Origin of the sequence: Erwinia persicina NBRC 102418 (assembly GCF_001571305.1) — a bacterium.
GTDB classification, from domain to species: domain Bacteria; phylum Pseudomonadota; class Gammaproteobacteria; order Enterobacterales; family Enterobacteriaceae; genus Erwinia; species Erwinia persicina.
Window position 1 is genome coordinate 101,812 of record NZ_BCTN01000011.1, and the last position, 26,194, is coordinate 128,005.

The 26,194-nt window shown below is 58.2% G+C and carries 24 protein-coding genes; 10 read left to right on the top strand and 14 right to left on the bottom strand.

All coding sequences use genetic code 11. The features are described 5' to 3' along the window. Positions 1-4: 4 nt before the first annotated feature. From EPE01S_RS13605 to EPE01S_RS13615, 3 genes are all read right to left on the bottom strand, one after another. The gene (locus tag EPE01S_RS13605) at positions 5-343 is read right to left on the bottom strand and encodes a hypothetical protein (RefSeq protein WP_062745999.1); all 339 of its coding nucleotides are present in this window, start codon (positions 341-343) and stop codon (positions 5-7) included. Positions 344-428: 85 nt separating this feature from the next. Beyond that, positions 429-2,576 (bottom strand): putative bifunctional diguanylate cyclase/phosphodiesterase, encoded by a 2,148-nt coding sequence (locus EPE01S_RS13610; protein ID WP_062746001.1) that lies wholly within the window; start codon positions 2,574-2,576, stop codon positions 429-431. Between the two features lie 184 nt (positions 2,577-2,760). Continuing rightward, positions 2,761-3,231 (bottom strand): Lrp/AsnC family transcriptional regulator, encoded by a 471-nt coding sequence (locus tag EPE01S_RS13615; RefSeq protein WP_062746002.1) that lies wholly within the window; start codon positions 3,229-3,231, stop codon positions 2,761-2,763. Between the two features lie 141 nt (positions 3,232-3,372). Here EPE01S_RS13615 and EPE01S_RS13620 point away from each other — a divergent pair, with 141 nt between their 5' ends. Both EPE01S_RS13620 and EPE01S_RS13625 read left to right on the top strand, forming a co-directional pair. Further along, positions 3,373-3,795 (top strand): DUF2000 domain-containing protein, encoded by a 423-nt coding sequence (locus EPE01S_RS13620; RefSeq protein ID WP_062746004.1) that lies wholly within the window; start codon positions 3,373-3,375, stop codon positions 3,793-3,795. 9 nt (positions 3,796-3,804) lie between these two features. Beyond that, positions 3,805-4,257, top strand: a complete 453-nt coding sequence (locus tag EPE01S_RS13625; protein WP_062746006.1) for an acyltransferase — start codon at positions 3,805-3,807, stop codon at positions 4,255-4,257. A 54-nt stretch (positions 4,258-4,311) separates the two neighbouring features. Here EPE01S_RS13625 and fecE read toward each other — a convergent pair whose 3' ends face one another. From fecE to fecI, 7 genes are all read right to left on the bottom strand, one after another. Next, on the bottom strand, positions 4,312-5,082 hold the full coding sequence (fecE, locus tag EPE01S_RS13630) for a Fe(3+) dicitrate ABC transporter ATP-binding protein FecE (RefSeq protein WP_062746008.1): 771 nt from the start codon (positions 5,080-5,082) through the stop codon (positions 4,312-4,314). Then, positions 5,082-6,044: a Fe(3+) dicitrate ABC transporter permease subunit FecD gene (gene fecD, locus EPE01S_RS13635; RefSeq protein ID WP_062746010.1), complete on the bottom strand. Its 963-nt coding sequence runs from the start codon at positions 6,042-6,044 to the stop codon at positions 5,082-5,084. The genes fecE and fecD overlap by 1 nt, the downstream gene beginning before the upstream one ends. After that, positions 6,041-7,033: an iron-dicitrate ABC transporter permease FecC gene (fecC, locus tag EPE01S_RS13640; RefSeq protein WP_062746110.1), complete on the bottom strand. Its 993-nt coding sequence runs from the start codon at positions 7,031-7,033 to the stop codon at positions 6,041-6,043. The genes fecD and fecC overlap by 4 nt, the downstream gene beginning before the upstream one ends. Then, complete coding sequence (locus tag EPE01S_RS13645) at positions 7,033-7,938, bottom strand: Fe(3+) dicitrate ABC transporter substrate-binding protein FecB (protein WP_062746012.1); 906 nt, start codon at positions 7,936-7,938, stop codon at positions 7,033-7,035. Before EPE01S_RS13645 ends, fecC begins: the two co-directional genes overlap by 1 nt. Before the next feature lie 65 nt (positions 7,939-8,003). Continuing rightward, a complete protein-coding gene (fecA, locus tag EPE01S_RS13650; protein WP_062746014.1) occupies positions 8,004-10,361 on the bottom strand; it encodes a TonB-dependent Fe(3+) dicitrate receptor FecA in 2,358 nt (785 codons plus the stop codon). A 113-nt stretch (positions 10,362-10,474) separates the two neighbouring features. Then, positions 10,475-11,446 (bottom strand): ferric citrate uptake sigma factor regulator FecR, encoded by a 972-nt coding sequence (fecR, locus tag EPE01S_RS13655; RefSeq protein WP_062746016.1) that lies wholly within the window; start codon positions 11,444-11,446, stop codon positions 10,475-10,477. Position 11,447: 1 nt separating this feature from the next. After that, the gene (gene fecI, locus EPE01S_RS13660) at positions 11,448-11,966 is read right to left on the bottom strand and encodes a ferric citrate uptake sigma factor FecI (RefSeq protein ID WP_062746018.1); all 519 of its coding nucleotides are present in this window, start codon (positions 11,964-11,966) and stop codon (positions 11,448-11,450) included. 50 nt (positions 11,967-12,016) lie between these two features. On the opposite strand from fecI, the gene EPE01S_RS23480 reads away from it, so the two are divergent. Continuing rightward, a complete protein-coding gene (locus EPE01S_RS23480; protein ID WP_157076020.1) occupies positions 12,017-12,235 on the top strand; it encodes a hypothetical protein in 219 nt (72 codons plus the stop codon). Here the strand turns inward: EPE01S_RS23480 and lldD are convergent. From lldD to EPE01S_RS13680, 4 genes are all read right to left on the bottom strand, one after another. Continuing rightward, entirely contained in the window at positions 12,206-13,351 is a 1,146-nt protein-coding gene (lldD, locus tag EPE01S_RS13665) for an FMN-dependent L-lactate dehydrogenase LldD (protein WP_062746020.1), read from the bottom strand. The two genes, EPE01S_RS23480 and lldD, sit on opposite strands and share 30 nt — an antisense overlap. Next, a complete protein-coding gene (lldR, locus tag EPE01S_RS13670; protein WP_062746022.1) occupies positions 13,348-14,118 on the bottom strand; it encodes a transcriptional regulator LldR in 771 nt (256 codons plus the stop codon). Before lldR ends, lldD begins: the two co-directional genes overlap by 4 nt. Continuing rightward, positions 14,115-15,767: an L-lactate permease gene (gene lldP / locus EPE01S_RS13675; protein ID WP_062746024.1), complete on the bottom strand. Its 1,653-nt coding sequence runs from the start codon at positions 15,765-15,767 to the stop codon at positions 14,115-14,117. The genes lldR and lldP overlap by 4 nt, the downstream gene beginning before the upstream one ends. Positions 15,768-16,266: 499 nt before the next feature. Then, positions 16,267-18,465 (bottom strand): TonB-dependent siderophore receptor, encoded by a 2,199-nt coding sequence (locus tag EPE01S_RS13680; protein ID WP_062746026.1) that lies wholly within the window; start codon positions 18,463-18,465, stop codon positions 16,267-16,269. A gap of 346 nt (positions 18,466-18,811) precedes the next feature. On the opposite strand from EPE01S_RS13680, the gene EPE01S_RS13685 reads away from it, so the two are divergent. The 7 genes from EPE01S_RS13685 to EPE01S_RS13715 all read left to right on the top strand — a co-directional run bounded on the left by EPE01S_RS13685 (position 18,812) and on the right by EPE01S_RS13715 (position 26,174). Further along, the gene (locus EPE01S_RS13685; RefSeq protein ID WP_062746030.1) at positions 18,812-19,753 is read left to right on the top strand and encodes a siderophore ABC transporter substrate-binding protein; all 942 of its coding nucleotides are present in this window, start codon (positions 18,812-18,814) and stop codon (positions 19,751-19,753) included. Further along, the gene (locus tag EPE01S_RS13690; protein WP_062746032.1) at positions 19,754-20,713 is read left to right on the top strand and encodes an ABC transporter permease; all 960 of its coding nucleotides are present in this window, start codon (positions 19,754-19,756) and stop codon (positions 20,711-20,713) included. After that, complete coding sequence (locus EPE01S_RS13695) at positions 20,703-21,668, top strand: iron chelate uptake ABC transporter family permease subunit (RefSeq protein ID WP_062746034.1); 966 nt, start codon at positions 20,703-20,705, stop codon at positions 21,666-21,668. Before EPE01S_RS13690 ends, EPE01S_RS13695 begins: the two co-directional genes overlap by 11 nt. Then, positions 21,665-22,423 carry an iron ABC transporter ATP-binding protein gene (locus EPE01S_RS13700; protein WP_062746037.1) on the top strand — a complete coding sequence of 253 codons (759 nt, stop codon included), beginning with the start codon at positions 21,665-21,667 and terminating at the stop codon, positions 22,421-22,423. The genes EPE01S_RS13695 and EPE01S_RS13700 overlap by 4 nt, the downstream gene beginning before the upstream one ends. A gap of 304 nt (positions 22,424-22,727) precedes the next feature. After that, positions 22,728-24,227: a sodium:solute symporter family protein gene (locus EPE01S_RS13705; protein ID WP_255210147.1), complete on the top strand. Its 1,500-nt coding sequence runs from the start codon at positions 22,728-22,730 to the stop codon at positions 24,225-24,227. A gap of 17 nt (positions 24,228-24,244) precedes the next feature. Next, complete coding sequence (locus EPE01S_RS13710; protein WP_062746043.1) at positions 24,245-25,021, top strand: glucosamine-6-phosphate deaminase; 777 nt, start codon at positions 24,245-24,247, stop codon at positions 25,019-25,021. Next, positions 25,014-26,174, top strand: a complete 1,161-nt coding sequence (locus EPE01S_RS13715) for an N-acetylglucosamine-6-phosphate deacetylase (protein WP_062746046.1) — start codon at positions 25,014-25,016, stop codon at positions 26,172-26,174. The genes EPE01S_RS13710 and EPE01S_RS13715 overlap by 8 nt, the downstream gene beginning before the upstream one ends. Positions 26,175-26,194 lie beyond the last annotated feature (20 nt).

Below are 26,194 nucleotides of genomic sequence, written 5' to 3' on the forward strand. Positions count from 1 at the left end.
GCCCTCAGCGCCCGGCGGCAGCCATCACCTGAATACAGCTGTCGATGTCTCTGGCCGCCGTGGCCTGTTGATCGGCACTCAGTGCCTGATATTTCTCAATCGACGCCCGGCCAGACCGGTCGTCATAGCTGATCTGTTTGATCGAATAAGCGCTGTTTTCGTTAATGATGACGGTACGGATTTTATTGACGAAATCCCGATCGCTGGTGGGCGCACCGAGGGCGATGACCGCCGCGCAGGCTGCGGCATCATAATGAGGATCGGGCGCCGGACTGCGGAACATAAACCACCACAGGGCCAGGGCGGCAACAGCCAGCATCAACAGCGGGAACAGCTTTTTCATGACCACAACTCAAATTCACCCGGGGTGGGCTATCAACAGGGGCGCATTATACGGAGAAATTCTCCTGTAGCGACCGAAAACACCCTCATGCGTTTGCGCATTCAGGGGACATCTTTTTGAGCAGGGCATGGAGCTGGTCAGCCGGCTGCGGTTTACTAAGCAGAAATCCCTGTAACCTGTCGCAGCCCGCTGAGGCCAGCATCAGCCTCTGTTCCTCGGTTTCCACGCCTTCGGCGGTGACGGTAATGCCCAGGCTGTGACCCAGATTAATCACCGACTCCACGATGGTGGCAGAATTTTCCCTGACGCCCAGCGACTGTGTGAAGGCGCGGTCAATTTTAATAGTGTCTACCGGAAACTGCACCAGATAGCTCAGGCTGGAGTAGCCGGTGCCAAAATCATCCAGTGCAATGCAGAATCCTGCTGCACGCAGCGTTTTAATCGTTTTCAACGCCTCCTGCTCATTTTCCAGCAGCACGCCTTCGGTGATCTCCAGTTCGATCTGCCGCGGATTAATGGCATGGCGCGCCATGATCGCCATCAGGTGGTCAACAAAACCCGGGGCGAGAAACTGCAGGGGAGACACATTCACCGCAACGATAAGCCGGGGGCAGGTGATGGCCAGCAGACACGCCTGCTCCAGCACCCACTCCCCCAGCGGTATAATCAGTCCGGTTTCTTCGGCAACCGGCACAAATTCTGCCGGAGAAATCGCGCCGAGCTGGGGATGATGCCAGCGGAGCAGGGCCTCAACAGCAATCAGTTTTGTGCCGCTGATATCCATAATGGGTTGATACCACTGCATCAGATCGCCGCTATTTGCCAGCGCCAGACGTAGCTCCTGCGCCAGCCGCTGGCGCTTTTGCAGGGCCTCATCCATGGCCGGAGCAAACAGACAGTAGCGGCCGCGCCCTTCGGCTTTGGCCGCATACAGTGAAATATCCGCTTTGCGCATCAGCTCCAGCCGATCCCTGCTGTGGCGCGGCGACAGCGCCACGCCGATGCTGACATCCACCCAGAGCGTATGGCCACGCAGCGTCATCGGTTCGGCCAGACGGGCAATAATCTGCTGACATAAATCGGCGACCTGCTGTTCATTTTCAATCTCGCTGACCATGACCACAAACTCATCCCCGCCCAGGCGTCCGACGGCATTCCTGACGGGTAGCAGCGCCGACAGCCGCTGGCCGACCTCGACAATCAGGTCGTCTCCCGTAGGGTGGCCGTAGGTGTCGTTGATCATTTTAAAGCGATCGAGGTCGAGCAGCAGCAGCGCCAGCGTGTGGTTTTTCCCCGGTCGCGAGGACAGCCTTTCACTGAGTTGTTCTTCAATCCAGGCGCGGTTAGGCAGACCGGTTAACACATCATGGCGCGCCAGATGGCGGGCGTGAGCTTCACTGGCGGCCAGGCGGTGCATTGAGCTGGAAAGCTTGAGTGAGGCGTGCCACAGACGGCGCGTCATAATAATGCACATCAGTGAAATACTGAGAATGGCCATCGCAATCAGCGGGCCTGTCACCATCAGCATCTGGCTGCCGGGGCGCATGGGGATCCACGAGACGCTGCTGACCGGGATCCCTGCTGCTGACGTGAGAAGGAATCCTGCGCTGTTATTCCGATCGGGGTCATTGGGGGTAAAACGAAAATGGCTGACGACGCCGCGATGCTCAAGGAAGTCGATAAAGCTGTGATGGAGGTAGCGGATAAACACCAGCGTTTTGCCGGAGTTATCGGGAAGGCCACCGATCGCCACTTCCGCCACCCGGCCGCGCAGACGGATGAAGTCCCGCGTCATCTCTGTCTTGCCTGACGGCAGAAGAACATGATCCAGCGACAGTGCGATGGCGGCAAAACCGGAGGGGGAAACCGGTTTGCCTTGCTGCCAGCTGACCAGCGGACGCTGCTGGTTATCCAGCAGATAGATTTCGTTGTCCCCGGCAAGGTTAAAAAGCCAACGGCCAAACTCAGTGGGTTTTTGAATCTGATCGATTAGATCCGGTCTTTTCAAGAGTCCTTTATGCTGGAGCGCATAATCATCCAGGTGCTGGGCAAGAATGTTTTGAATCACCTGCTGCTGTTTTTCTTCTGCTTTTGCATTGCTTTGTGCTGTCACCCACCATGCGGTAAGGCCGCATCCAAACAGGGAAAAAAGCACTACCGCCACCACCGGTACGACCACATTACGCCTGAATTCACGACGTAATTCAGCAACCGTGCTGTATTCGATTTTCATTGACCTTCCAGGATGAACGCGTCGCAACCTCAGGAAACCACTGGACCTGTAAAGCGCAAACATTACCGCATTGTCTATTATTGGCAAAGTTAAAGAGGTTAGAAAATCTCTGTTTATCTGAATTCGTGGGGGCAACCTGACAGTCTGGCCGGGCGGTTGACGGTATAAATCTGACCGTTGACCCCTATCTGTGCTTTACCGGATAGCTGGCCAGTGGCTTGATCTCTTTCAGTACAAACATACTCTGCATCTCTTTGATTCCCGGCAGACGCCGGATCACGGCCATCGCGAAATCGGCATAGGCATCGAGGTCGCGTGCGACCACCTGCAGCAAAAAGTCTGCATCGCCGCCGATGCTGTAACAGGCCACCACATCTTCCAGCGCTGTCACTTCCTGCTCAAACTTGCGGGCTTCAGCCTCACTGTGGCTGTCGATCGCTACGCGTACAAAGACCATCACCCCCAGTCCGATTTTTTTGCGGTTGAGCACCGCGCGGTAGCCCTGAATGACTTCGTCTTCTTCCAGTTTGCGCACTCTGCGCCAGCAGGGCGAGGCCGACATACCGATGTCGTCGGCCAGCGTCTGGTTGGTCATTCGCGCATCGTCCTGCAGCAGCGCGAGAATTTTCATATCAACAGCGCTTAAGGTCGTCATGTCAGATCCTTTCCATTTAGTGATTTATTAAGGTTTATTCTGCCCTTTTTTTGCGGTTTAACAACGGATTCAGACAATATTTTCCTGCCAGGCCGGGCGATAATAAGGGCTGTATTCGTTGACTTCCCTGAGGAATTTTTGATGAGATTTGACGCCAGTCAGCACCGATGTACGATTATTATCGACAGCCAGCTCAGCCCCGGGCTGGCCATGAATGCCGCCAGTGTGATCGGTATCAGCTTTGGCCGCACGGTTGAAAACCTTGTCGGACCGGATCTGCACAGCCTTGATGCGGTCAGTTATCCCGGGGTGATTTATGCCCCGTTGCCGGTTCTGCGGGCGGAGAGCAGCTATGTTCAGCAACTGCTGGCGATAGCCGGGCAGGACGATGAGATCGTCGCCATGCCGTTCAGCGCCCTGGCACAGTCCTGCCGGACTTATGAGGAATATAGCGAACGAATTTCTGCCGTCCCCAGCCCACAGATTGCGCTGGTGGCGATTGGCCTGCTCGGCCCGAAAAAGAAAATTACTCAACTGACGGGAAATCTGGCGCTGTATAAATAGAGGGTGAGGATGAAAATTATTAACAGTGAAATTCGTGATGTGACATCGGGTCAAAATGTTCGGGTGATGACGCCAGCTAACCTGTATGAGTGTGAGTTGCACGACGATGTTTTTATCGGCCCGTTTGTCGAAATCCAGAAAGGATGCGTCATCGGTCGTGGCAGTCGTATCCAGTCGCATACGTTTCTTTGTGAAAACGTGACGCTGGGCGAGCACTGTTTTATCGGACATAACGTCACCTTTGCCAACGATCTGTTCCACAGCGGGAAGCCCGATGCCGATGCGCAGAACTGGATCACTATCACGCTGGGCGACGGTGTGACCGTGGGCAGTGGCGCCACCATCCTGACGGAAACGGTGTGCAGCGGGGCGGTGATCGGCGCCGGGAGCGTGGTGATCAGGCCGGCGACCGTAAAGGGGATCTATGCCGGCAACCCGGCCAGGTTGATCAGGACGTTATGAGCGTTTCGGGCCGGGCGAGGAGAAAACCGGCCCCTGCGCCTGAGCGGAACGCCGTCAGCGCACCACGCACATCGGGCGCCCTGAGGCCGGTTCGGGGTAAATCTGTGCCTCAATATTGAAGACTTTCCGCAGCAGCACCGGTGTCATCACCTGTTCCGGCGTCCCGCTGGCCACAATCTGTCCACCAGACATCAGCACCAGATGGTCGCAGTAGCGGCTGGCCTGATTCAGATCGTGCAGCACGGCGACCACGGTTTTTCCCTGCTGTTGCTGGCGGCGCAACAGGGCCATCAGCTCCACCTGGTGGTGTATATCGAGCCAGGTGGTCGGTTCATCCAGTAACAGCAGGGGCGTGTCCTGTGCCAGCATCATGGCAATAAAGACCCGCTGACGCTGGCCTCCTGACAGCTCGGTGACATTTTTCCCGGCCAGATGGGCTATTTGTGCATCGTCCATCGCCGTGGCGATCAGCCTGCGGTCAGCCGCCGACGGGCGGCCAAACAGGTTCTGCCACGGGCTACGGCCGTAGCCGACCAGTTCCTGCACGGTCACCCCTTCCGGCGCAATGTGCTGCTGGGGTAACAGGGCCAGCGACTGCCCGAGCTGGCGGGCGCTGAAGCTGTTCAGCGGCTGACCATTCAGACGGACTTCTCCTGAGCCTGGCCGCAACAGCCGCGAAAAGCAGCGTAACAGGGTGGATTTTCCGCATCCGTTCGGGCCGAGCAGAGCGGTAACGTTAGCCGCCGGCAGCATCAGCGAAATATCATGCAGGACAGGCGTGCTGCCATAGCCGGCGTGAAGCCGTTCAGCGGCAATCTGCGTCATCAGCGGGTCCTCATTAACAGCCAGAAAAAGTAGGGGGCACCAATAATGGCGGTCAGCACCCCGGCGGGCAGTTCAAGCGGCGGGTGCAGCGTGCGTGCCAGCAGGTCGGCCAGCAGCAGCAGCAGTGCGCCGACCAGCATTGAGGCCGGTAGCAGCCAGTGGTGGCGTCCGCCGATCAGCCGGCGGGTAAGATGCGGGGCCACCAGACCGATAAAGCTTAAGGGGCCACACAGCGCAACGCTGACCGCCGCCAGTGCGACGGCCAGCAGCAGGGCGCGGTGTGGGGTTGCGGGCAGGGCCACCCCGAGAGTGTGGGCCTGCTCCTCACCCAGCGCCAGCAGATCGAGATCGCGGCACAGCAGCAGACTGAGAGGGATCAGCAGCAACAGCCACGGCAGGGCCACCCAGACAAACGGCCAGCCACGCCCCCACAGGCTGCCGGTGAGCCACAGCAGCGCCTGGTTTATCTCCAGCGGACGTGACAGCATCAGATAGTCGGTGACGCTGGCATAGAGCGCGGTCAGCGCCACACCCAGCAGCGCCAGCCTTAACGGGGTGCTGTGGCCGGCCAGCCTTCGCAGCAGTACAAAGGCCAGCAGACCCCCCGCAAACGCCAGCAGCGGCAGCCACAGCACCGGCAGGGCCGGGAACAGCATCAGTGCGCTCACGGAGCACAGCCCGGCGGCGTGGTTCACGCCCAGAATTTCCGGCGAGGCCAGCGGATTGCGGATCACGCCCTGCACCAGCACGCCGGAAACCGCGAGCGCCGCACCGACCAGCAGCGCCAGCAGGGTGCGGGGCAGGCGATACTCCATCAGGGCGAAGTGGCGACTGTCGGCAGGATCCAGTGCCTGGCGCAGGGCGCTGAAGCTTAAAGTTTCACTGCCGTAGCGCAGGGACAGCACCAGGGCCAGCAGGACCAGCGCCAGCAGCAGGGAGAGCATCAGACGTGGCGATCTCATGTGCGCCTCCGCACCAGCCAGACAAAGAAGGGGGCCCCGATCAGCGCCAGCACCGCGCCGGCGGGCAGTTCGGCCGGATACGTCAGGCCGCGTGCCAGCAGATCAGCGGCCAGCATCAGCAGGGCGCCCAGCAGCATCGCCGTCGGCAGCATCAGGCGCAGATCGTGGCCGACCCACGCCCGCGCCATATGCGGCACCAGCAGCCCGAGGAATGCCACCGGCCCGGCAACGCTGACGCAGCTGCCGACCAGCAGCACCACCACGATATTGACCAGCAGACGCAGGCGGCTGAGATTAACACCCAGCGTGCGGGCGCTGTCGTCGCTGACGCGCAGCAGATTAAGGCGGGCAGCCAGTAGCCAGGCCAGCGGGGAGAGCAGGGCCGTAAACGGAAACAGCTGCCAGAATTCACGCCAGCGCACGTGGGATACGCCGCCCGCCAGCCAGTGCAGGATGCCGTACGCGTGATCTTCGGCCAGCAGAAGCGTGGCTTTCGTCAGGGCGGCGCACAGGGCTGACACCGTCACCCCGGCCAGGATCAGGCGGCTGCGGTCACCCGCCTGCTGCCAGCCTCTGCCCAGCAGCATCACCAGCCCCCAGCTCACCCCGCCGCCGCAGGCCGCCAGCAGCGCGATACTGTATCCGGCGACCCAGGCAGGGTTATACGCGCTGGCCAGAACCATGGCCAGTGAGGCACCAGCATTAATACCCAGCAGGGAAGGGGACGCCAGCGGGTTACGCGTCAGGGTCTGCAACAGGCTGCCCGCCAGCGCCAGGCTGGCCCCGAGCAGCATCGCGACCAGGCTGCGCGGCAGACGCAGGTTAAGCACCAGCGCCTGCGGCAGCGAAGGGGGGCCTCCGGGAAACAGGGCGCTCAGCGCCTGCCACGGGCTGACGGGCACCGGTGACCAGCAGAACAGCGACAGCCAGAACGTCAGGAACAGTGCCAGCAGCGGCAGGCCCCACGCCAGCAGCGGGGTCTGGCGCATCATTGCGCAACGGGAACCGGACGGTGATGGAGAAGGGCGACCAGGTCGCTGGCGATATGTTCCGCCGCAAACAGCCCGCGCATCCGCGCCCAGACATTGCTGTCAACCGCCACCACCTGATGGCGCTGGGCGGCTTTCAGCATCGGCCACAGTGCATCCTGCTGCCAGTCGCGCACGATGCTCTGCTGACGGTAGTGGGCGACAATCAGCCAGTCCGGATCGGTGGCCAGCAGCTGTTCCAGGTTAATGCTGATCATCGCCGCCTGGCCCACCGGCTGCGGCACTTTCATTCCCAGCGCTGCCAGCACGCTGCCGGTCCAGGACTGGCTGCTGTAGAGGTTGAACTGCTGTTCTCGCGAGGTGCCGAACACCACCGTCTGGTTTTTGGGCAGTTCGGCGGCAAAGGCCTGCATGCGCTGATGATGCAGAGTCAGGCGCTGCTGCATTTCACCGTCTTTCCCGACAGCCTTACCAATAATTGCCGCAGATTGCAGATTTTCGGCCCAGGTCTCATTGCGCGACTTTAGCATCAGCGTCGGCGCGATGCTTTTCAGCTGGCCGAGAATACCGCCGTGGCGGGCAGCGTCGGCAATAATCAGATCCGGCTTCAGCGCCGCAATCACTTCCAGGCTGGGCTGGGCACGGGTGCCCACCGATTTCCACGGCTGGATGCGCGCCCGCACCTCCGGCAGAATGCGCGTTGGATCATTGTCATCCGCCACGCCCACCGGACTGACGCCGACGGCGGCCAGCGCATCCACAAAGGACAGTTCCAGCACCACGACGCGCTGCGGCGTTTTATCCAGCGTAAAGGGACCGTTGCTGTCCTGCACGGTCACTGCCCGGGCGACAGGCACGATGACCAGCAGGGTGCTGAACAGAATAAGGATGAGTCGCGTTAGCATGTTTCCTCCGGATCACAGAAACGAAAAGCGAGCTGCCGTAACGCAGCCCGCTGGGGGACGAACGATCAGAACTTCACTGAGCCCTGCATATAAATCGTGCGCGGCTGACCGGCGTACAGGCCCTTGTTATTGTCTTCGGCGGCACGGGTAAAGTAATGATGGTCGAAGATATTTTTCACCCCGACGCCCAGATTGAGGTTGGCGAACTGCGGGCCAAAATCATAACTGGCGCGCGCGCCCCACAGCATAAAGCCGGGTATGCGGCCAAGGCTGCCGTCCGCACTCTCATCCTGCGTGTTGGCGTTGTCCGCGTACTGACCAGACTGATATTCGCTGTTGACGTTAAAGGTCCAGCTTCCACTGAGGTAATCCATCCCCAGCGTCCCCTTATGCTTCGGTGAAAACGGCACCTGATTGCCATAGTTATCTCCGGCCTGACGGATCACCGCATTCACGTAAGCATAGCTGGCGGAAACGGAGAGGTTTTCCAGCGCCGGCGAGACATCGCCCAGGTCATAGCGCAGCCGGCTTTCCAGCCCGCTGTGGCGGGTTTTTCCGCGCGAGGTCACGCTGTCATCAGTCTGGTTAGACTCATACTGGTTGCTGAAGTTAATCAGGAACAGGCCCACTTCCGCCTGCAGGGCCTGGTTATCAAAGCGGGTACCCAGTTCCCAGGTCCGCGCCTTTTCCGGCTCAATGCTGCCGCTGCTGACCGCTTTACCAATCTGGCTGTACTGCACGGTGCCGAAGGAGCCTTCAGTATTGGCATACAGGTTCCACGACTCGTTGAGGTGATACAGCACATTCAGCGCCGGGAGCGGGGCGTTATAGCCAATCTCCTGTCTGCCGTCTTTGACGTAGTCGTTCTGATACGACTGGATATGCTCATAGCGCATGCCCGGCGTCAGGGTCCAGTTACCCACGTCGATGCGGTCATCAATATACCAGGCGTGCGCCTCGGTGCCGGACTGCGTATCCCGGTCGTACGGGCTGTTGCCGGTGGGCAGTCTGCCGCTGCTGGCGGGGCTGGTGTAGCGGACTTCGTGGGTGGATTCACTGACGTAGCGGTAGCCGACGCCCACTTCATGGGCGGTTTCCCCGAGGGTGAAGCTCTGGCTGTAGCGCGGCTCCACGCCGCGCACCCAGTATTCACGCGGTGACAGCGTCAGGTTTTTCCCCTGATCGAGATAGCCGCTGCGCAGGGTGTTGGTATAGAAAGTCAGAACAGAAAACTTGTGCTGCGTGTCCGGCTGATACTGATAGCCGAGGCTGGCCAGCTGGCGGCGGCCCCAGAACTCGTCGTACGGGCGGGTGGACTGGAAACGGTCAGCGTTGTAGTCGGCGCGCGACAGACCGCCCGGCATCTGCGCCCGGCCTTCATAGTATTGCAGCAGGCTGGTGAAGGTGTGTACCTCGTTTGGCGCATAGCGGGTTTTCAGCATCACGTCGTCGATTTTGGTCGAGCTGTGTTCGCGCCAGTCGCTGCCCCGGGTGCCGGAGTAGAGCAGCGCCGCGCCGAGGCCGTTATCGGCGGTGCCGCCGATCATCAGATTGCCGCTGCCTTTGGGATCGTGCTGGCTGGAGGTCGGGCTCTGTAACCCTTCCATTCCGGCTTCAATGCCAAATTCTTTCGGGATGGCGCGGGTGACAAAGTTCACCACGCCGCCCACGCTCTGCGGTCCGTAGCGCACGGCACCGCCCCCGCGCACCACGTCGACGGCATCCATATTCCCGAGCGATACCGGGGCCAGCGACAGCTGCGGCTGGCCGTACGGGGCGAACGGCACCGGAATACCGTCCATCAGAATGGTTGAGCGGCTGGCCAGACGCGGGTTGAGCCCGCGAATGCCAAAGTTCATTGCCATATCATGGCTGCCCGTGCCGTTATTTTCCGGGGCGTTGACGCCGGGAATACGGTTCAGTGCTTCGCGCAGAGTGGTGGCACCGGTTTTGGTAAAATCCTCACGGCGGAGCACATCACGCGCTCCGGCATGTTCGAAGACGTCATTCTCACGGGCTTCGGCCAGCCAGTCACCGACCACGGTCAGCGTTTCTGCGGGGGCTGCCGGCACCGGCGTCACCGTCCACGCGTTGTTACCCAGCGATTTCCCCTGCAGACCGCTGCCGTTGAGCAGGGTTTGCAGACCCTCCTCTGGTGTATAGCGGCCGTTCAGCCCCGGGCTTTGTTTACCCTGCGTCAGTGACGCGTCGAGTGACAGGGTGATGCCGGCGCGGGCTGCAAACTGGTTCAGCGCGCTGTCGAGATCCGTGGCGGCAATCTGATAGGCCTGGGGCGTGGCCGCTGCTGCGGCGGCAAAAGGTGCCGCCAGCAGGGCGGCAGGGATCAGCGCGCAGTGAAGCGCGGCAGCCAGAGGTGTTGCCTGGTAAAAAGCGTACTGAATGCGGGGGCTGGGTTCAGACATGACCGTCTCCGAAAAAAATCATTTTTATGTGGTGTACTACAGGAGTCGGATGAGCCGCGCAAAAGGGACAATCGAAATGAAAATATTTCTTATTTTTATTCAGTGTCAGGGGGTCAGGCGGCGCTGACCCTGACCCAGTAACGGCTGCGGGTATGAATGGCGATCGGTAACGTCTGCGCCAGCACCCGCAGTAGCTGGTCGGTATCGCGCAGCGGAAAGGTGCCGCTGACGCGCAGATCGGCGGCGCTGGGGTCGCAGCTCAGTATCCCGTGGCGATAGCGTGCCACCTCGGCAAGCACCTCCGACAGGCGGCGATTGCTGACCGTTAACAGGCCCTGCGTCCAGCTGATATCGCCAGGCGTTAATGCGCGGACGGGGTCAAAGACCCGGTCGGTAAAGCGCAGCGTCTGGCCTGCCTGCACGCGGATTTTCTGCTGAGGGGCGGCGTTAAGCGTGACTTCGACCGCATGCTTTTCTACGGTCAGCTGCGTCTGATGCTCCCACTGACGTACGCTGAATGCCGTGCCCAGCGCGCGCAGGCTGCCCTGGCGGGTGATGACCCGAAACGGACGCTGCTGCGCGTCCCTCGCCGTGCTAATGGCGATCTCACCCTGTGCCAGATGCAGCACACGCTGCTGCGGGCTGAAAGCCACGCTCACGGCGCTGGCGGTATTGAGCTGTAGCTGTGAGCCATCGTCCAGCCGCACCTGACGCTGTTCGCCGGTGCCGGTGTGGTAATCGGACCGCAGACCGACGCCGAGCGGGGACTGCCACAGCTGCCAGCTGGTGCCACCGACGCCCAGCAGTACCAGCAGCGATTTCAGCACCCGGCGACGGGTCAGGTGCGCGCTCTGCTGCGCCTGATGCAGCGTCTGATAGCTGAGATGGCCCGGGATATTTTTCAGCTGGCCCTGCAGGGATTCCACGCGCTGCCAGGCCCAGCGGTGGTCTTCATGCTGCTGATACCATGCCTGCCATTTTGCGCTCTGCTGCGGGGTGATCTCCCCGGCGCACAGGGTGGCGAACCAGTGCGCCGCCATTTTCAGCGCCAGCTTCTGCCGGTCACTGACCGGTTCATGCCTCATGTCAGCCCAGCCCCAGCCGGAACAGCAGGCAGTGTTCCGTGGCTCTGGCCATGTATTTTTTCACTGAACTGACGGAGACGTTCAGCTGGCCGGCAATCTGCGCATAGGTCAGCCCTTCCAGCTGCGACAGCAGAAACGCCTGGCGCACTTTTGCGCCGAGTCCGTCGAGCATCGCATCAATTTCCTGCAGCGTTTCCAGCAGCTCATGCTGAAGTTCGGGGGAGGGCACCTGCGCTTCCGGCAGCTGTTCCAGCATCTCCAGCCAGGCGCGCTCCAGCGCATTGCGGCGGAAAAAGTCGACCATCACGCGCCGGGCGACGGTGCAGAGGAACGATTTCGGCTCGCGGATATCCTGGGCGCTGCCCCCGAGCAGCACCCGAACAAAGGTATCCTGAGCCAGATCGTCCGCATCGCAGCTGGAGCCCAGCTTGTGCTGCAGCCAGTGGCGCAGCCAGCGGTGATGCGTCTGATACAGGGTGTTAAAAGCGTTGGCAGCCAGCGGCGCCGTCAGCGTTGACATAAGAAGTTACATCGCCCGGCAAAAAAATGACGCTGAGAGGATAATTGATAATGGTTATCATTACAATGGTGGCAATTTGTGCGGTGCCCGGCGGCGGGGGGGGCGCGTGGTCACTGCCCGGGCAGCGGAACAACGGGGCTGAACAGCGGCGGCTGCCAGCCGGATCTGCCATCACTATCCCGCTGCGGTGTCAGTGCGAACGTGCCGACGACGGTGCCTGTCGCCAGGCGATTTTTGGCTTAAGCCAGCCCGTTCTCCACCAGTGCTGAACGCGATATCTCCGCGACGGACTTCATCCCGGTCAGCGTCATCGCCACCCGCATCTCTTTTTCAATCAGCGTCAGCAGGTTTTCGACGCCAGCCTGACCGGCCGTTGCCAGCGCATAAAGGTAAGCACGGCCTAACAGCACGGTGTCTGCGCCCAGTGCAATCATACGCACCACGTCCAGACCGTTGCGGATGCCGCTGTCGGCCAGGATGGCAATATCGCCTTTTACCGCATCGGCAATGGCGGGCAGCGCACGGGCGGTAGAGAGCACGCCGTCTAACTGGCGACCACCGTGGTTGGACACCACAATGCCGTCGGCCCCGAAGCGCACGGCATCGCGCGCATCGTCAGGATCGAGGATGCCTTTAATGATCATCGGGCCGTCCCAGAACTCACGGATCCACTCCAGATCGCTCCAGCTTATAGAGGGATCGAAGTTATTCGCCAGCCAGCCAATATAATCTTCCAGCCCGGTGGGCTTGCCGAGGTAGGCGGAGATATTGCCCAGGTCATGCGGCCTGCCGTGCAGCCCGACGTCCCACGCCCATTGCGGGTGGGTCACGGCCTGGCCGTAGCGGCGCAGGGCGGCATTCGCCCCGCTCATCCCCGAATGCGCATCACGGTAGCGCGCGCCGGGGGTGGGCATATCCACGGTAAACACCAGCGTGGAGCAGCCTGCGGCTTTCGCGCGTTCCAGCGCGTTACGCATAAACCCGCGATCTTTCAGTACATAGAGCTGGAACCACATCGGGCGGGTGATGGCCGGGGCCACCTCTTCAATCGGGCAGACCGATACGGTGGAGAGCGTAAACGGAATGCCCTTTGCCGCTGCGGCCTTCGCTGCCTGCACTTCACCCCGACGGGCGTACATGCCGCACAGCCCGACCGGGGCCAGCGCCACCGGCATCGACAGCGTTTCGTTAAACAGCGTGGTGTGCAGGCTCAGGTCGGACATATTGTTCAGCACCCGCTGCTTTAGCGCGATGCTGGCCAGGTCCTCAACATTACGCCGCAGCGTATGTTCGGCATAGGCTCCGCCATCAATGTAGTGAAACAGAAACGGTGGCAGGATGCGTTTGGCTGCGGCGCGGTAGTCGGTTCCGGCTGAAATAATCATCGATTTTCGTCCCTTGTGATATCGGTATCGTCATCCGGCAGGCGGGTGCTGCGCCGCTGCCGGGCTTCATTTTCATGCAGGTTTTTCAGGGTGGTCTGCACAAAACCAAGGTGGTGTCTGGCCGCCTGACTCGCCCGCTCCGGGTCCCCGGCAAGGATCGCCAGCAGCAGCGCCTCATGCTGCTCTGTCAGCCGGGCAAAAATGGTCGGGGCGGTGTACATACGTTCACGGCTGTGGGCCACGGAGGATTGCAGCAGATCGAAGAAGCCGCGCATGGTCTGTAACAGCACCACGTTGTGTGAGGCTTCGGCAATCGCCAGGTGAAAGCGCACATCGGCCTGGGTGGCCATCTCCGGCGACAGGCTCTCCTGCTGCTGGATGGCGTCAAAGCAGCTTTGCAGCTTCTCTTTGTCGGCGTCGGTGGCGCGCAGTGCGGCATACCAGGCGGTGCTGGCTTCAATGGCGTGGCGGGCTTCCAGAATATCATTGCGATAGTCCGGATCGTCGGCCACCAGCGCCTTCAGCGGCTGGACGATGCGCTGTTCTGACCACGGTGGCGGCGCATCGCACAGGTAGTAGCCGCCGCCGTGACGGCTGTACAGGATGCCTTCCCCCACCAGTTTCTGCAGCGCTTCGCGCAGCGACGATCGCGACACAGCCAGTTCTTCGGCCAGCTTACGTTCAGCAGGCAGCCGGGCGCCTGCCGCCAGCTGGCGTGCGGCAATCAGCGCACGAATACGTTCGACAAGCTGGACGGAGGCGGTCATGGGATCATCCAGGTGAGGACGTAGGCCTGCAGCGTGGTGATCACCCCGACCATGCAGGTGAATATCAGGCTGTGCTTCACGGTAAAGCGGAACAGATCCGACTCTTTCCCGACCAGCCCCACTGCCGCACAGGCAATGGCAATCGACTGCGGGGAGATCATCTTGCCGGTCACGCCGCCGGTGGTATTCGCCGCCACCAGCAGCAGGTCGGACACGCCAATCTGCTGTGCGGTGGTGGCCTGCAGCGCGGCAAACAGCGCGTTAGAAGAGGTATCCGATCCGGTCAGGAACACCCCGAGCCAGCCGAGGAACGGCGAGAAGAAGGTGAAAGCAGGGCCGGTATGGGCCAGCGCCAGTGCCAGCGTGGCCGACAGTCCGGAGTAGTTAGAAATAAAGGCGAAGGCCAGCACCATCCCGATAGAGTAGATGGGCAATGCCAGTTCTTTCAGCGTGCTGCGAAAGGTCGACAGGGCATCGGCAGGCTTCATCTTCAGATAGACGATGGCGATCAGCGCCGCCACGATGATCGCGGTGCCGGTGGCCGACAGCCAGTCAAATTTAAACACCGCCGCGTAAGGCGTGACAGCGCTGACCACTGGCGGCATTTTCGCCACCAGTTTATCAAGGAACGGGATCGGGATATTCACCACCAGGTCGTACAGCGCGCCACCCGGGGCAAACAGCGCCTTGAACGGCGGGATGCTCCACAGCGTAACGGTGGCGGTCAGAAACAGGAACGGCATCCAGGCACGGATAATCTGGCCCGTGCGGTATTTCTCCACCACCAGCGGCTGTTCAGCCGCGTTATCCGCCGGTTTAAAGCGGAAGATGCGCACCGGTTTCCAGACGCGCAGGAACAGCGTCAGGCATACCAGTGACACCAGGGAGGAGATAATATCCGGCAGTTCGGGGCCGAGGAAGTTGGAACTGAGATACTGAGCGAGGGCAAAGGATCCGCCAGCGACGATCACCGCAGGCCAGGTCTCTTTGATCCCACGCCAGCCGTCCATGATCGCCATGATCCAGAACAGCACGATCATCGTCAGGAAGGGCAGCTGACGGCCCACCATCTGGCCAATTTCAAAGCTGTCCAGCCCTGTGACCTGGCCGGCCACAATAATCGGGATGCCCATCGCGCCAAAGGCCACCGGGGCGGTGTTGACGATCAGGCACAGACCCGCCGCATACAGTGGATTGAAGCCCAGACCCACCAGCAACGCCGCGGTGATCGCCACCGGCGCACCGAACCCGGCTGCGCCTTCAAGGAACGCGCCGAACGAGAAACCGACAATCAGCATCTGCAGGCGCTGATCGGGGGTGATCGACAAAATTGAGGCACGAATAATATCGAACTGCCCGGTTTTCACCGAAATTTTATAAACGAAGACAGCGGCAATAATAATCCAGGCGATAGGCCATAGCCCGTAGAAGAAGCCATACACCACCGAAGCCAGTGCGCGATCGACCGGCATGCGGTAAAGAAACAGCGCCACCATCAGCGCCAGCACCACGGTGATGGTCGCGGCAAGGTAGCCCTTCAGCTTGAGCTTAATCAGCGCGAAGAAGAAGAACAGGATCGGAATGGCGGCGATCAGGCTGGATAGCCAGATATTGTCCAGCGGGTCATACACTTGTTGCCAGGGCTGCATACAGGTTTCTCCAGAGTTTTTCTCACCCCCCTGCTGATTACGGTCCTACCAATTCAGCTATCTGGGGTTAACAGCTGCTGATAGTTAATATTTTGTTAGTTAAATACAATGATTGTTGTTTGAATTTTGCTTTTTTGTGGGGGTGATTCATCTTTTTTCGGAATTGGTAGGACCACTGGAAAGGGGAGGGAGGAAACACCTGCGATTAGCGTCAGGGAATGACCCCGGAGATATTCTCAGTCATTCAATGGGTGGATGAACAGCCCCTCACACAATCGTGCCCGCTGTGGGTTTGAAAACAGCCACGTCGGAGGCTGCGGGTAAAGGAGGAAGGGCTGATTGCAGCAGGCTGCCGGCCAGGGAAGGCCGGCCGCCAGGCCACAGGGATGTGTTTATGCCGTTGCAGCAAGCAGCCCTTCCTCCGTAGACCTGGTACTGCGCCTCCCGCGATAAAGACCTGGCCATGTTGCCTGAGTGATTCCAGTGGCGGGGCAGGGGATCAGAATGACATAGTGACGCCCGCATAGTAGGCGCGGCCCGGTTCGTTATAGGTGGAAGCCCCGTCGTTTTCACGGTAAATCTGCTTATCAAACAGATTACTGACGCCGCCTTTCACACTCAGATCTTTGGTGAACTTATAGTTCATATTCAGACCCACAATGGAATACGCACCAATTTCTCTGTTTGACAGCCCGGTGGTGCCCTCAAGGCGGCTTTCAACAAACTCACGCGGTTTCTGGCGTCCGTACAATGTCCAGTTCAGCTCGGTGGAGAACTTATCGGTAACCTGATAATCCAGCATCGAGTTGATGGTGTACTTAGGGATGATCGACAGCGGGTTGCCGGTTTTCTTGTCTTTCGACTCCAGCATATAGGTGGCATTGGTACGCCAGTCGAGCACATCACTTACCACCGGGATCGTCAGGCTGGCTTCCAGACCTTCCACCAGCGCTTTGCCGCCATTTTCCCACTGCAGGATGTTATAACCGTTGGAGGCCTGCCCGAGCAGGTCAGTGCCGGAGACGATTTTGTTTTTATAGTCGTTGCGGAACCACGTCACACCCGCGGCATAACCGTCGGCAGCAAACTCCAGCCCCAGCTCTTTATTCACGCTGACTTCCGCGTCCAGATTAGGGTTGCCTAACAGATAGCAGCTGCCGCTGGCAACCGTCGTCGGGCAGCCATTACCCCGGGTGGCCAGCAGATAGCCTTCGCTTGACTGGTAGAGGTTCGGGGCTTTAAACACCCGAGCAATACCGGCTTTCAGTTTGAACCTTTCACCCAGATCCTGAGAGAAGTTGAAACTCGGGCTGAAGTTACTGCCAAATTCACTGTGGTGATCAAAACGCAGGCCCGGGATCAGGAAGGTGCCTTCCCATGGCTGGATATTATCTTCGACGTAGAGTGCGGCCGTGGTCGCGCTGTTCTTGCTGCTGCGACTGGCGGGATCCCCCGACATATCGCCGATGATCACGCCGCTGGCATCGGTGGCTGACATGGAGGCGCTGTCGTCCAGCTTTTCGTGATTCCACTCAGCGCCGAGGGTCACAGTCTGCTCAATCCAGCGATCCAGCGGCATATTGGCTTCCGCGCTGGCTCGGTAATTTTCCAGTCGGCTGGTGCTGTACTCATCGCTGTTAATCATCCCTTCCACGCGGCCGGTCGAGCCCTCTTTCATACGCGTGTTATTGGTTTTTTCGTAATTAAAGGCGAGCTTAGAGTCACCCCATTCCCAGAAGCCGTTATGGGTCAGCCCGTAAGACTGGCGATACAGGCGGTTGGTCTCGGAACCGTACAGCGAATCAACCAGGCCACCGGGGCTGATATTGCCGTTACTGTACTGGGTATCGCCGGCATAGATATTCCCCTGGCGGCTGTAGCCGTAGCTGAAATCCACGATCTGCGAGGGGGTCATTTTCCACGACACCAGCGCATTAATATCCTTGTTACGCACCCCTTCACGGCCCGCGGCATAAGATCCGTTTTGCGCCTGGTTGATATCGGCGGCATCGGCATCGGTTTTGTTGAGGTTACCGTAGAGACGCATGGTCAGCGCGTCACCCGCCAGCGGGCCGCTCAGGCTGAAGTTGGCCCGTTTAGTGTCACCTTCTTTGCTGTTTTCCGGCTGGTTGGTAAACAGTGACAGGGAGCCGTGCCAGTCTTTGGTCGGGCGTTTGGTGTGGATATTGATTACGCCGCCGGCAGCCCCTGAACCGTAACGGGCAGCGGCCGGGCCACGCAGTACTTCAATGCGTTCGACCATCTCTGCCGGTACCCAGTTGCTGTCGCCGCGGGTATCACGCTCGCCTTTCCAGCTGTAACGCACGGCATTCCGCGAGGTGGTGGGAACGCCATCAATCAGGATCAGCGTGTTTTCCGGGCCCATGCCGCGAATGTCGATTTGGCGGTTATTGCCCCGGCTGCCGTTAGCGCTGTTGCCGGTCAGGTTCACGCCGGGCATTTTGCGGATGATGTCGGATAAATCGTTAACGGGCGGATTCTTCGCGATATCCTCTGCCGTGATGATAGAGACCCCAGGCTGTTGTTTTAACTCCTGTTCTGCTGTTTTCTGTACCAGCAGTACATCCTCCACTTCACTGGCGGCGGCGGTATCGTCATCGGCGCTGGCCGTCCCGGCCAGCGTGGCAGTCAGTAAAAGTGCCAGAGGGTGTAATCGAAAGCGTCCGTTCCTGTTCATTGCATCATCTCAAAGTGTTTGGTGTTGTAAGAGAATGTGCATGATAACGATAATTGTTATCATTTCTATGGCGGAAGCAACGAATCCTTAAAATCTCCACAATTGGCCACTTTTGTCAGAAAAAGTCAGCGCTCAGATTTTAGTTGATATTATACAATGTTTTAGGTTTTCCATATTTACTTCACAATCTGCTTATTTGGCACCGATTGTGAAAGCTGGATGTTTTATGAACACTCTGTGCCATGTTCTGTCTACCCATCCCGCCGCTCAGTCGTTATTATCCCGCAACAAAATCAAACGCGAATCGTTCTCATTTTTGCTACTTATCTGATTCTCAGGAGAGAAAATGCGCTTCCCTCAGGCTTTCGCTTTAACGCTGTGTTCCGCTCTGCTGGCCATGACCCCCGCGGCCTTTGCAGCAGAGGCGTCCGTGCTGTCAATCGTTCATGCGCAGGGCACCACGGAAGTGCCGAAAAATCCGCAGCGTGTGGTGATCCTCAGCCCGGCCACGCTGGATATTGCTGATGCCCTGGGGATTAACCCGATGGGTGTGCCACAAACCAGCGCGCACTATCCGCAGCATCTGGCGAAGTACAACGGCAAGGCGTATCTGAATGCCGGCACGCTGTTCGAACCCAACTTTGAAGCCCTGAGCAATGCCAGACCCGATCTGATTCTGGCCGGTGCCCGCGCCCACGATGCCTATAGCAAGCTGAGTGAAATTGCCCCGACAGTCTCGCTGGATCTCGACCCGAAACATTTTGTGCAGAGTCTGACTGAACGCACGGAGCAGTTAGGTAAGCTGTTCGGTAAAGAAGAAAAAGCCCGGCAGGTTTTGGCGGCGTTTAACGCGCAGATAGCCGACGTGCGTAAGGAGTCAGCCACTGCCGGTAGCGCCATGATGCTGATGATCAACGGCGGTAAGATTAGCGCCCATTCGCCAGGTTCGCGCTTTGGTTTTATCTATGACGTGCTGGGCTTTAAACCCGCTACCGCTTTCCCGGAAACGGGCAAACACGGTAACGCCGTGTCGCCTGAATTCATTATGGAAGCTAACCCGGACTGGCTGTTTGTGCTGGATCGTGACAGCGCGATTGGCCGCAAAGAGGGCGAGTCAGCGCAGCAGGTGCTGGATAACCCGCTGGTGCGTAAAACCAACGCCTGGAAAAAACAGCAGGTGGTGTACCTGGATTCCGGTTCGCTGTATATCGCCGGTGGCATTCAGAGTTACAGCAATCTGATGACTCAGGTGAAGCAGGTGCTGGATAAAACGAAAACACAGCCGTAAATGAAATCTGTTGCCTTTGTTGCAGGCCTGGCATTGCTGCTGGGCCTGATGGCGTGCAGCCTGTTTGTTGGCGTCAGCCGCGTCACGCTGGCCAGCCTGTGGTCGGACCCGGAGATGCGCGAGATCCTGATGATCAGCCGCTTTCCGCGTACCGCTGCGCTGCTGCTGGCGGGCAGTGCGATGAGCGTGGCGGGGCTGATGATGCAGATGCTGACGCAGAACCGTTTTGTTGAGCCTTCGGTGGTCGGCACCACGCAGTCTGCCAGCCTGGGACTGTTGCTGGTGATGATCGTCAGCCCGGCGGCGCCGATCATGCTGAAAATGGGCGTTGCCACGCTGTTCGCCCTCGGCGGTACCGCACTCTTTATGCTGCTGATCCAGCGTATCCGCATGAAATCCTCTCTGATGGTCCCGCTGGCCGGCATTATGCTGGGGGCGGTGTTCAGCTCGGTCACCACTTTCCTTGCGATGAAATTTGACCTGCTACAGTCGCTGGGCGGCTGGGAGTCCGGCGATTTTTCCAGCGTGATGCAGGGGCGCTATGAACTGCTGTGGGGCGTGGGGGCGATTACGCTGCTGGCGGCAGTGATTGCCGACCGCTTTACGGTCGCGGGAATGGGGCGTGACTTTTCGGTTAACGTCGGGCTGCGCTATCACCGCGTGATGCTCACCGGTATGGCGATGATCGCCATGATCAGCGGCGTAGTGATTGTGGTGGTCGGCGTGCTGCCTTTCCTTGGCCTGATCGTGCCCAACATTGTCAGCCTGGCGCTGGGCGATAACCTGCGCCGTACCGTGCCGTGGGTGGCGCTGGTGGGCGCAGTGCTGGTGATCGCCTGCGATATCGCCGGCCGTCTGATTATTCATCCGTTTGAGATCCCCGTCAGCGCGCTGCTTGGTGTGATGGGGGCGGCGATCTTCCTGGTGCTGATTGTGAGGTCGAAACGCCATGCGCACTGATCTGTCACTGTCGCCGGGTCAGCGTCTGCTGCTGCTTGCCGGGCTGCTGCTGGCGCTGATGACGCTGTTTATGACCCTCGATCTGCACGGGAATATCGCCTATATCCTGCGGCATCGCGGGCAGATCCTCGCCACCATGATGCTGGTCGGCTTTGCTGCCGGCATCAGTACTTTGCTGTTCCAGACCCTGACCCGTAACCGCATACTGACCCCGTCGGTGATGGGGCTGGAGTCGCTGTTTGTGCTGATGCAGACGCTGCTGATCTTTGCGCTGGATGTCGGCGGGCTGAATATGCTGGGCAGCGTGGGACGCTTTGTGGCAGAAAGTACGCTGCTGGTACTGTTTGCCACGCTGCTGTACCGCTGGCTGCTGGGCGGAGCCGGGCTGGATCTGCACCGGGTGCTGCTGATTGGTCTGGTGTGCGGCACGCTGTTCCGTAGTGTTTCCGGGCTGATGCAGCGGCTGATGGAACCCGGCGAGTTTGCCGTGTTGCAGAGCCGGATTTTTGCCACCTTTACCCGCGCCGACAGTGATGTGCTGCTGATCTCGTCGCTGGTGATTGCGCTGGTGACGTTGCTGGTGTGGCGACTGCGCCACCGTCTGGATGTGATGGCGCTGGGGCCGGACAGCGCCATTGCGCTCGGCATTGCCTGGCAGCGCCACGTGACCGGTCTGCTGCTGCTGATTTCGCTGCTGGTGGCGGTATCGACCGCACTGGTGGGGCCGATGATGTTCCTCGGTCTGCTGATCGTTAACCTCGCTTATCCGCTGATTGGCTCGTGGCGTCACGGCTACCTGCTGCCCGGCTGCGTGCTGATCGGCATGATTACGCTGGTGGGCGGGCAGCTGATCCTCGAACGGCTGCTGAATATGGCCGGTACTCTGTCGGTGGTGATTGAGTTCAGCGGCGGCGCATTGTTCATCTGGTTACTGCTGAGAAAGGGCGCAAAGTGATTGAAATTAAGCACGTTAGCAAAGGCTATGATAACCAGCCGGTATTGCAGGATATCTGCGAAACACTGCCATCGTCGGGTATCACCTCGATTATCGGGCCGAACGGCGCGGGAAAATCCACGCTGCTGTCGGTGATCAGCCGCCTGTTAAAAGCGGACAGCGGTGAGGTGAAGGTCGATGCGCTGGACGTCAGTGAGGCCAACAGTGAGAAGCTGGCGAAAGTGCTGTCGGTGCTGCGCCAGGAGAACCACTTTACCAGCCGCCTGACGGTGTGGGACCTGGTGAGCTTTGGCCGCTATCCCTACAGCAAAGGCCGCCTGACGGAACAGGATCGCCAGCATATTGAGCAGTCGCTGGCGTTCCTGGCGCTGGTGCCGTTGCGCAACCGCTACCTCGATGAACTGTCCGGCGGGCAGCGTCAGCGCGCGTTTGTGGCAATGGTGCTGTGTCAGGATACTCAGTATGTGCTGCTGGACGAGCCGCTGAACAATCTGGATATGAAGCACAGTGTGGCAATGATGAAGCAGCTCAGACGCGCCGCCGATCAGTTGGAGAAGTCGATTGTGCTGGTGATCCACGATATTAACTTTGCCTCGGCGTACTCCGACCATATTCTGGCGATGAAGGACGGCAGGGTTGTGTTTCGCGGCACGCCGGAGCAGGTAATGGTGCCGGAGGTGATTGAACAGATCTTCGATCTGCCGGTGACCGTTGAGCAGGTCAATGGCCAGCGTATAGCGATGTATTACCGCTAAAAAGCAGGAAACGGTTTGGAATGACCCAATACGGCAAGCCTTGCTGATATCCGCCCCTGTTGCTGCACTAAAAACTGAGTTACAAGATATTACCCCTATCACATTCATAACAAAGTCCTATGAGCAGTGAGGGGGTAAATAAAAAGCTTCGTGATCCTGTTCGCATATTGTTGCCCTTTTACCGTGCTAGGCTTTTATTAGTCCTTAGTTAGGACTAAATAGGTGACCGGCAGCTTTCCCGCCGGACTTCGACCATGCAGCCTTGCTTCCGGAGTTAACGATGAACGGGATAGACTATTTTGTCATGGCGCTGTATGCGCTTATGATTGTTATGATCACGCTGTGGTCCATGCGTAAAGTAGGAAGTACGAAAGATTTCTTTGCTGCCGGAGGAAAGATGCCCTGGTGGCTTTCCGGTATCTCACACCATATGTCCGGCTATAGCGCGGCGGTATTTGTGGCCTATGCCGCAGTTGCTTACAAGTTTGGGCTGACCATCTATTTCTGGTGGGCGCTGCCCATTTCTATTGCCGTATTTATTGGTTCGGTTATTTTTGCACCGCGCTGGGCGCGTCTGCGTATCCATATGAATATCGAATCACCGATGGAATATCTTGCAACGCGTTATAACGTGCCAACCCAGCAAGTTCTGGCCTGGAGTGGCGTGCTGCTAAAGACCTTCGATGTCGGCGCTAAGTGGGCCGCTATCGCCATTATTATCAATGTATTTACCGGGCTTGATCCTGTCGTGGGTATTGCTGTTTCCGGCTTGTTGTGCCTGTTTTATACCGTTCTCGGCGGGCTATGGGCCGATGCTTGTAACGATTTTGGCCAGTTTATTGTCCAGTTTATTGCCGCCACTGTCATGGTGGCCGCCGTCGCATTTCATCTTGGTGGTTTCAGTAACCTGCTGACTATCTGGGACCGATTACCGGCAGGGCATACCGATATTATTGTTGAACCCTATTCAACGGGATTTATTCTGGCTTACTTTGTTATTTACACTCTGAGTTATAATGGCGGCACCTGGAATCTGGCGCAGCGATTTATTGCTTCGCCCCGTGGTAAAGATGCCCGCAAAGCCGCATTGCTTTCATCTGTTTTGTATCTTGTCTGGCCGCTGATTCTTTTTTATCCCATGTGGGCAGCACCACTGTTGTTCCCGGATATCCCTGACCCTTCGCAGTCTTATTCCATCATGGCCATGCAGTTACTGCCAAACGGTCTGATTGGCCTGGTGTTGGTGGCGATGTTTACACACACCTTATCGATGACGTCCTCGGACTCTAATGCCATTACTGCTGTGGTAACCCGCGATATTCTGCCGATACTGTTGCCGAAAAAATTTGGTAACGGGCAGTCTTCACTTCTGGTCGCGCGGATAACTATTGTGTTGTTTATTCTGATCACGCTGCTGATTGCCGCCAACGCCAGCCGCTTTGGTGGAGTCCTGTCATTATTAATTGTCTGGTTTGGCGGGCTTGTCGGGCCGATATCTATTCCGATGTTACTTGGCCTGCTGCCGTGGTTCCGTAAATGCAACTCGACGGCGGCAATATCCTCATGGGTATTCGGTGTCACTGCCTTTTTCCTGGTGAAGTTTGTAATTCCAGATATGAGCACAGCTCAGGTCGTGGCTATTCCGGTATTGCTGTCATTGGCTGTCTATACGCTTGGGGGGTTCCTCCGTCGCAGCCCGGTAAGTGCAGAGGTGGATAATTTGCTAAATGCATTAAATCAGGATCAGGCCGATGATTTCTCTGCGCTAAAAAATAAACCCATTTATCAACACGAGTCCAAATGAATACAGGATGTAATGCTATGACAACACCTGGCTATATTAAACATGTTGAGCATCTGACCGTTGAAGTTTTCGCTACCCGGCAACAAATGGGGCAAGCCGCCGCTGCGGCTGCGGCACAACATTTAAGGCAACTACTTAGTCAGCAAAATAATGTGCGAATTGTTTTTGCCGCTGCGCCATCACAAAATGCGTTTCTGGCACATCTGTCACGAGCAGAGGGGATCGACTGGCGTCGGGTTGTGGCTTTCCATATGGACGAATATATTGGGTTACCTGAACATTCGCCGGCACTGTTTCGCCACTACCTGGCGCATCATTTATTTGATACGGTGCGGCCAGGTAGGGTGTATTACATTCCTGCATCTGGCGATCCTCAACGGGTGTGTGAGCAGTACGCCATGCTGTTGCAACAGGCACCTGTTGATATGGTCTGCCTGGGTATTGGCGAAAATGGTCACCTGGCATTTAACGATCCACCGGTGGCTGATTTTAACGACAGGGAGGCGATGAAAGTCGTTGAACTGGATTTATCATGCCGTCAGCAGCAGGTAAACGATGGCTGTTTTGCTTCGCTGGATGAAGTGCCTGTCCATGCTTTAACTCTCACGATTCCAACCCTGATGGCAGCCCGGCGTTTGTTTTGTATCGTACCCGGTAAAAATAAGCGTAATGCCATTGTTCAAACGCTGAACTCACCCCAGTCTGTGGCTTGCCCTGCCACCATTTTACGCAGCCATCCTGCCTGTACGCTATATACCGATATTGCGGGTTATGGGGAATTGCCACATGAGTGAAATGATAGTGCGTGCCAGAGACTATCGCGATCGGCAACCGGTTGAGATTATCGCCCATAATGGTGTGATCAGTGAGATCCGCCCTGTAGCCGATGGAGAGCAATATCTGCCGCTGATAGCACCGGGATTAGTTGATTTGCAGGTTAATGGATACAACGGCGCGGATTTCAACTGTTTTCCTTTTGCCGAAGAGTCTGTAGAGCTGGTGACACGTGCGCTATGGCAACAAGGGGTAACGACGTTTTTACCCACTATTATCACGAATGGCGAAGATGAAATTGAACAGATGATGGCAACGCTGGCGAGGGCCTGCCAGCATTTTCCGCTAGTCGGCCAGTCTGTTGCAGGTATTCATCTGGAAGGCCCCTTTTTATCAACACAGGACGGACCACGCGGTGCCCATAACCTCGAGCATATAAAAGCCCCTGACTGGTCGCTGTTTCAGCGCTGGCAGGATGCCGCCCAGGGGCGTATCCGCCTGGTGACGTTATCCCCGGAATGGAAACACGCTGATGATTTTATCCGTCACTGTGTTGCTGAAGATGTGGTGGTTTCTATCGGGCATACGGCTGCCAGCGCAGAACAAGTTGCCTCTGCGGTTAACGCGGGTGCACGGATGTCTACCCATCTTGGTAACGGAACGCACCTGATGTTGCCACGCCATCCTAACTACTTGTGGGAACAACTGGCACAGGACAGTCTCTGGTGCGCAATGATTGCTGATGGCGAACATTTACCACTGTCGGTACTGAAAGTATTTATTTGTGCTAAAGGCGAGCGGGCTATGCTGGTCAGCGATGTTACCTGCCATGCAGGGATGCCAGCGGGCCGTTATCGTTCGCATATTGGTGGTGAGGTAATATTGAGCGCAGAAGGGCGGTTGTCGATGGCAGAGAACCCGGCGTTGTTGGCCGGATCAGCACAGGGATTATTGCACGGCATTAACACGCTGGTAAAAAATGATCTGGTTTCGGTAGCAGAGGCTATTGAGATGGGATCAAGGCGGCCTGCGCAGTGCCTTAGGTTACCGGTGCAACAAGGACTGGCCGTTGGCGCACCGATGGATGCTATTTTGTTACGACAGGAGGGGGATAAAACGCTCCAGCTGCTGGCGACATATAAAAAGGGGACGGAAGTATGGCGTGTTGAATAGTTTGGTCAGTAAATCTTCTC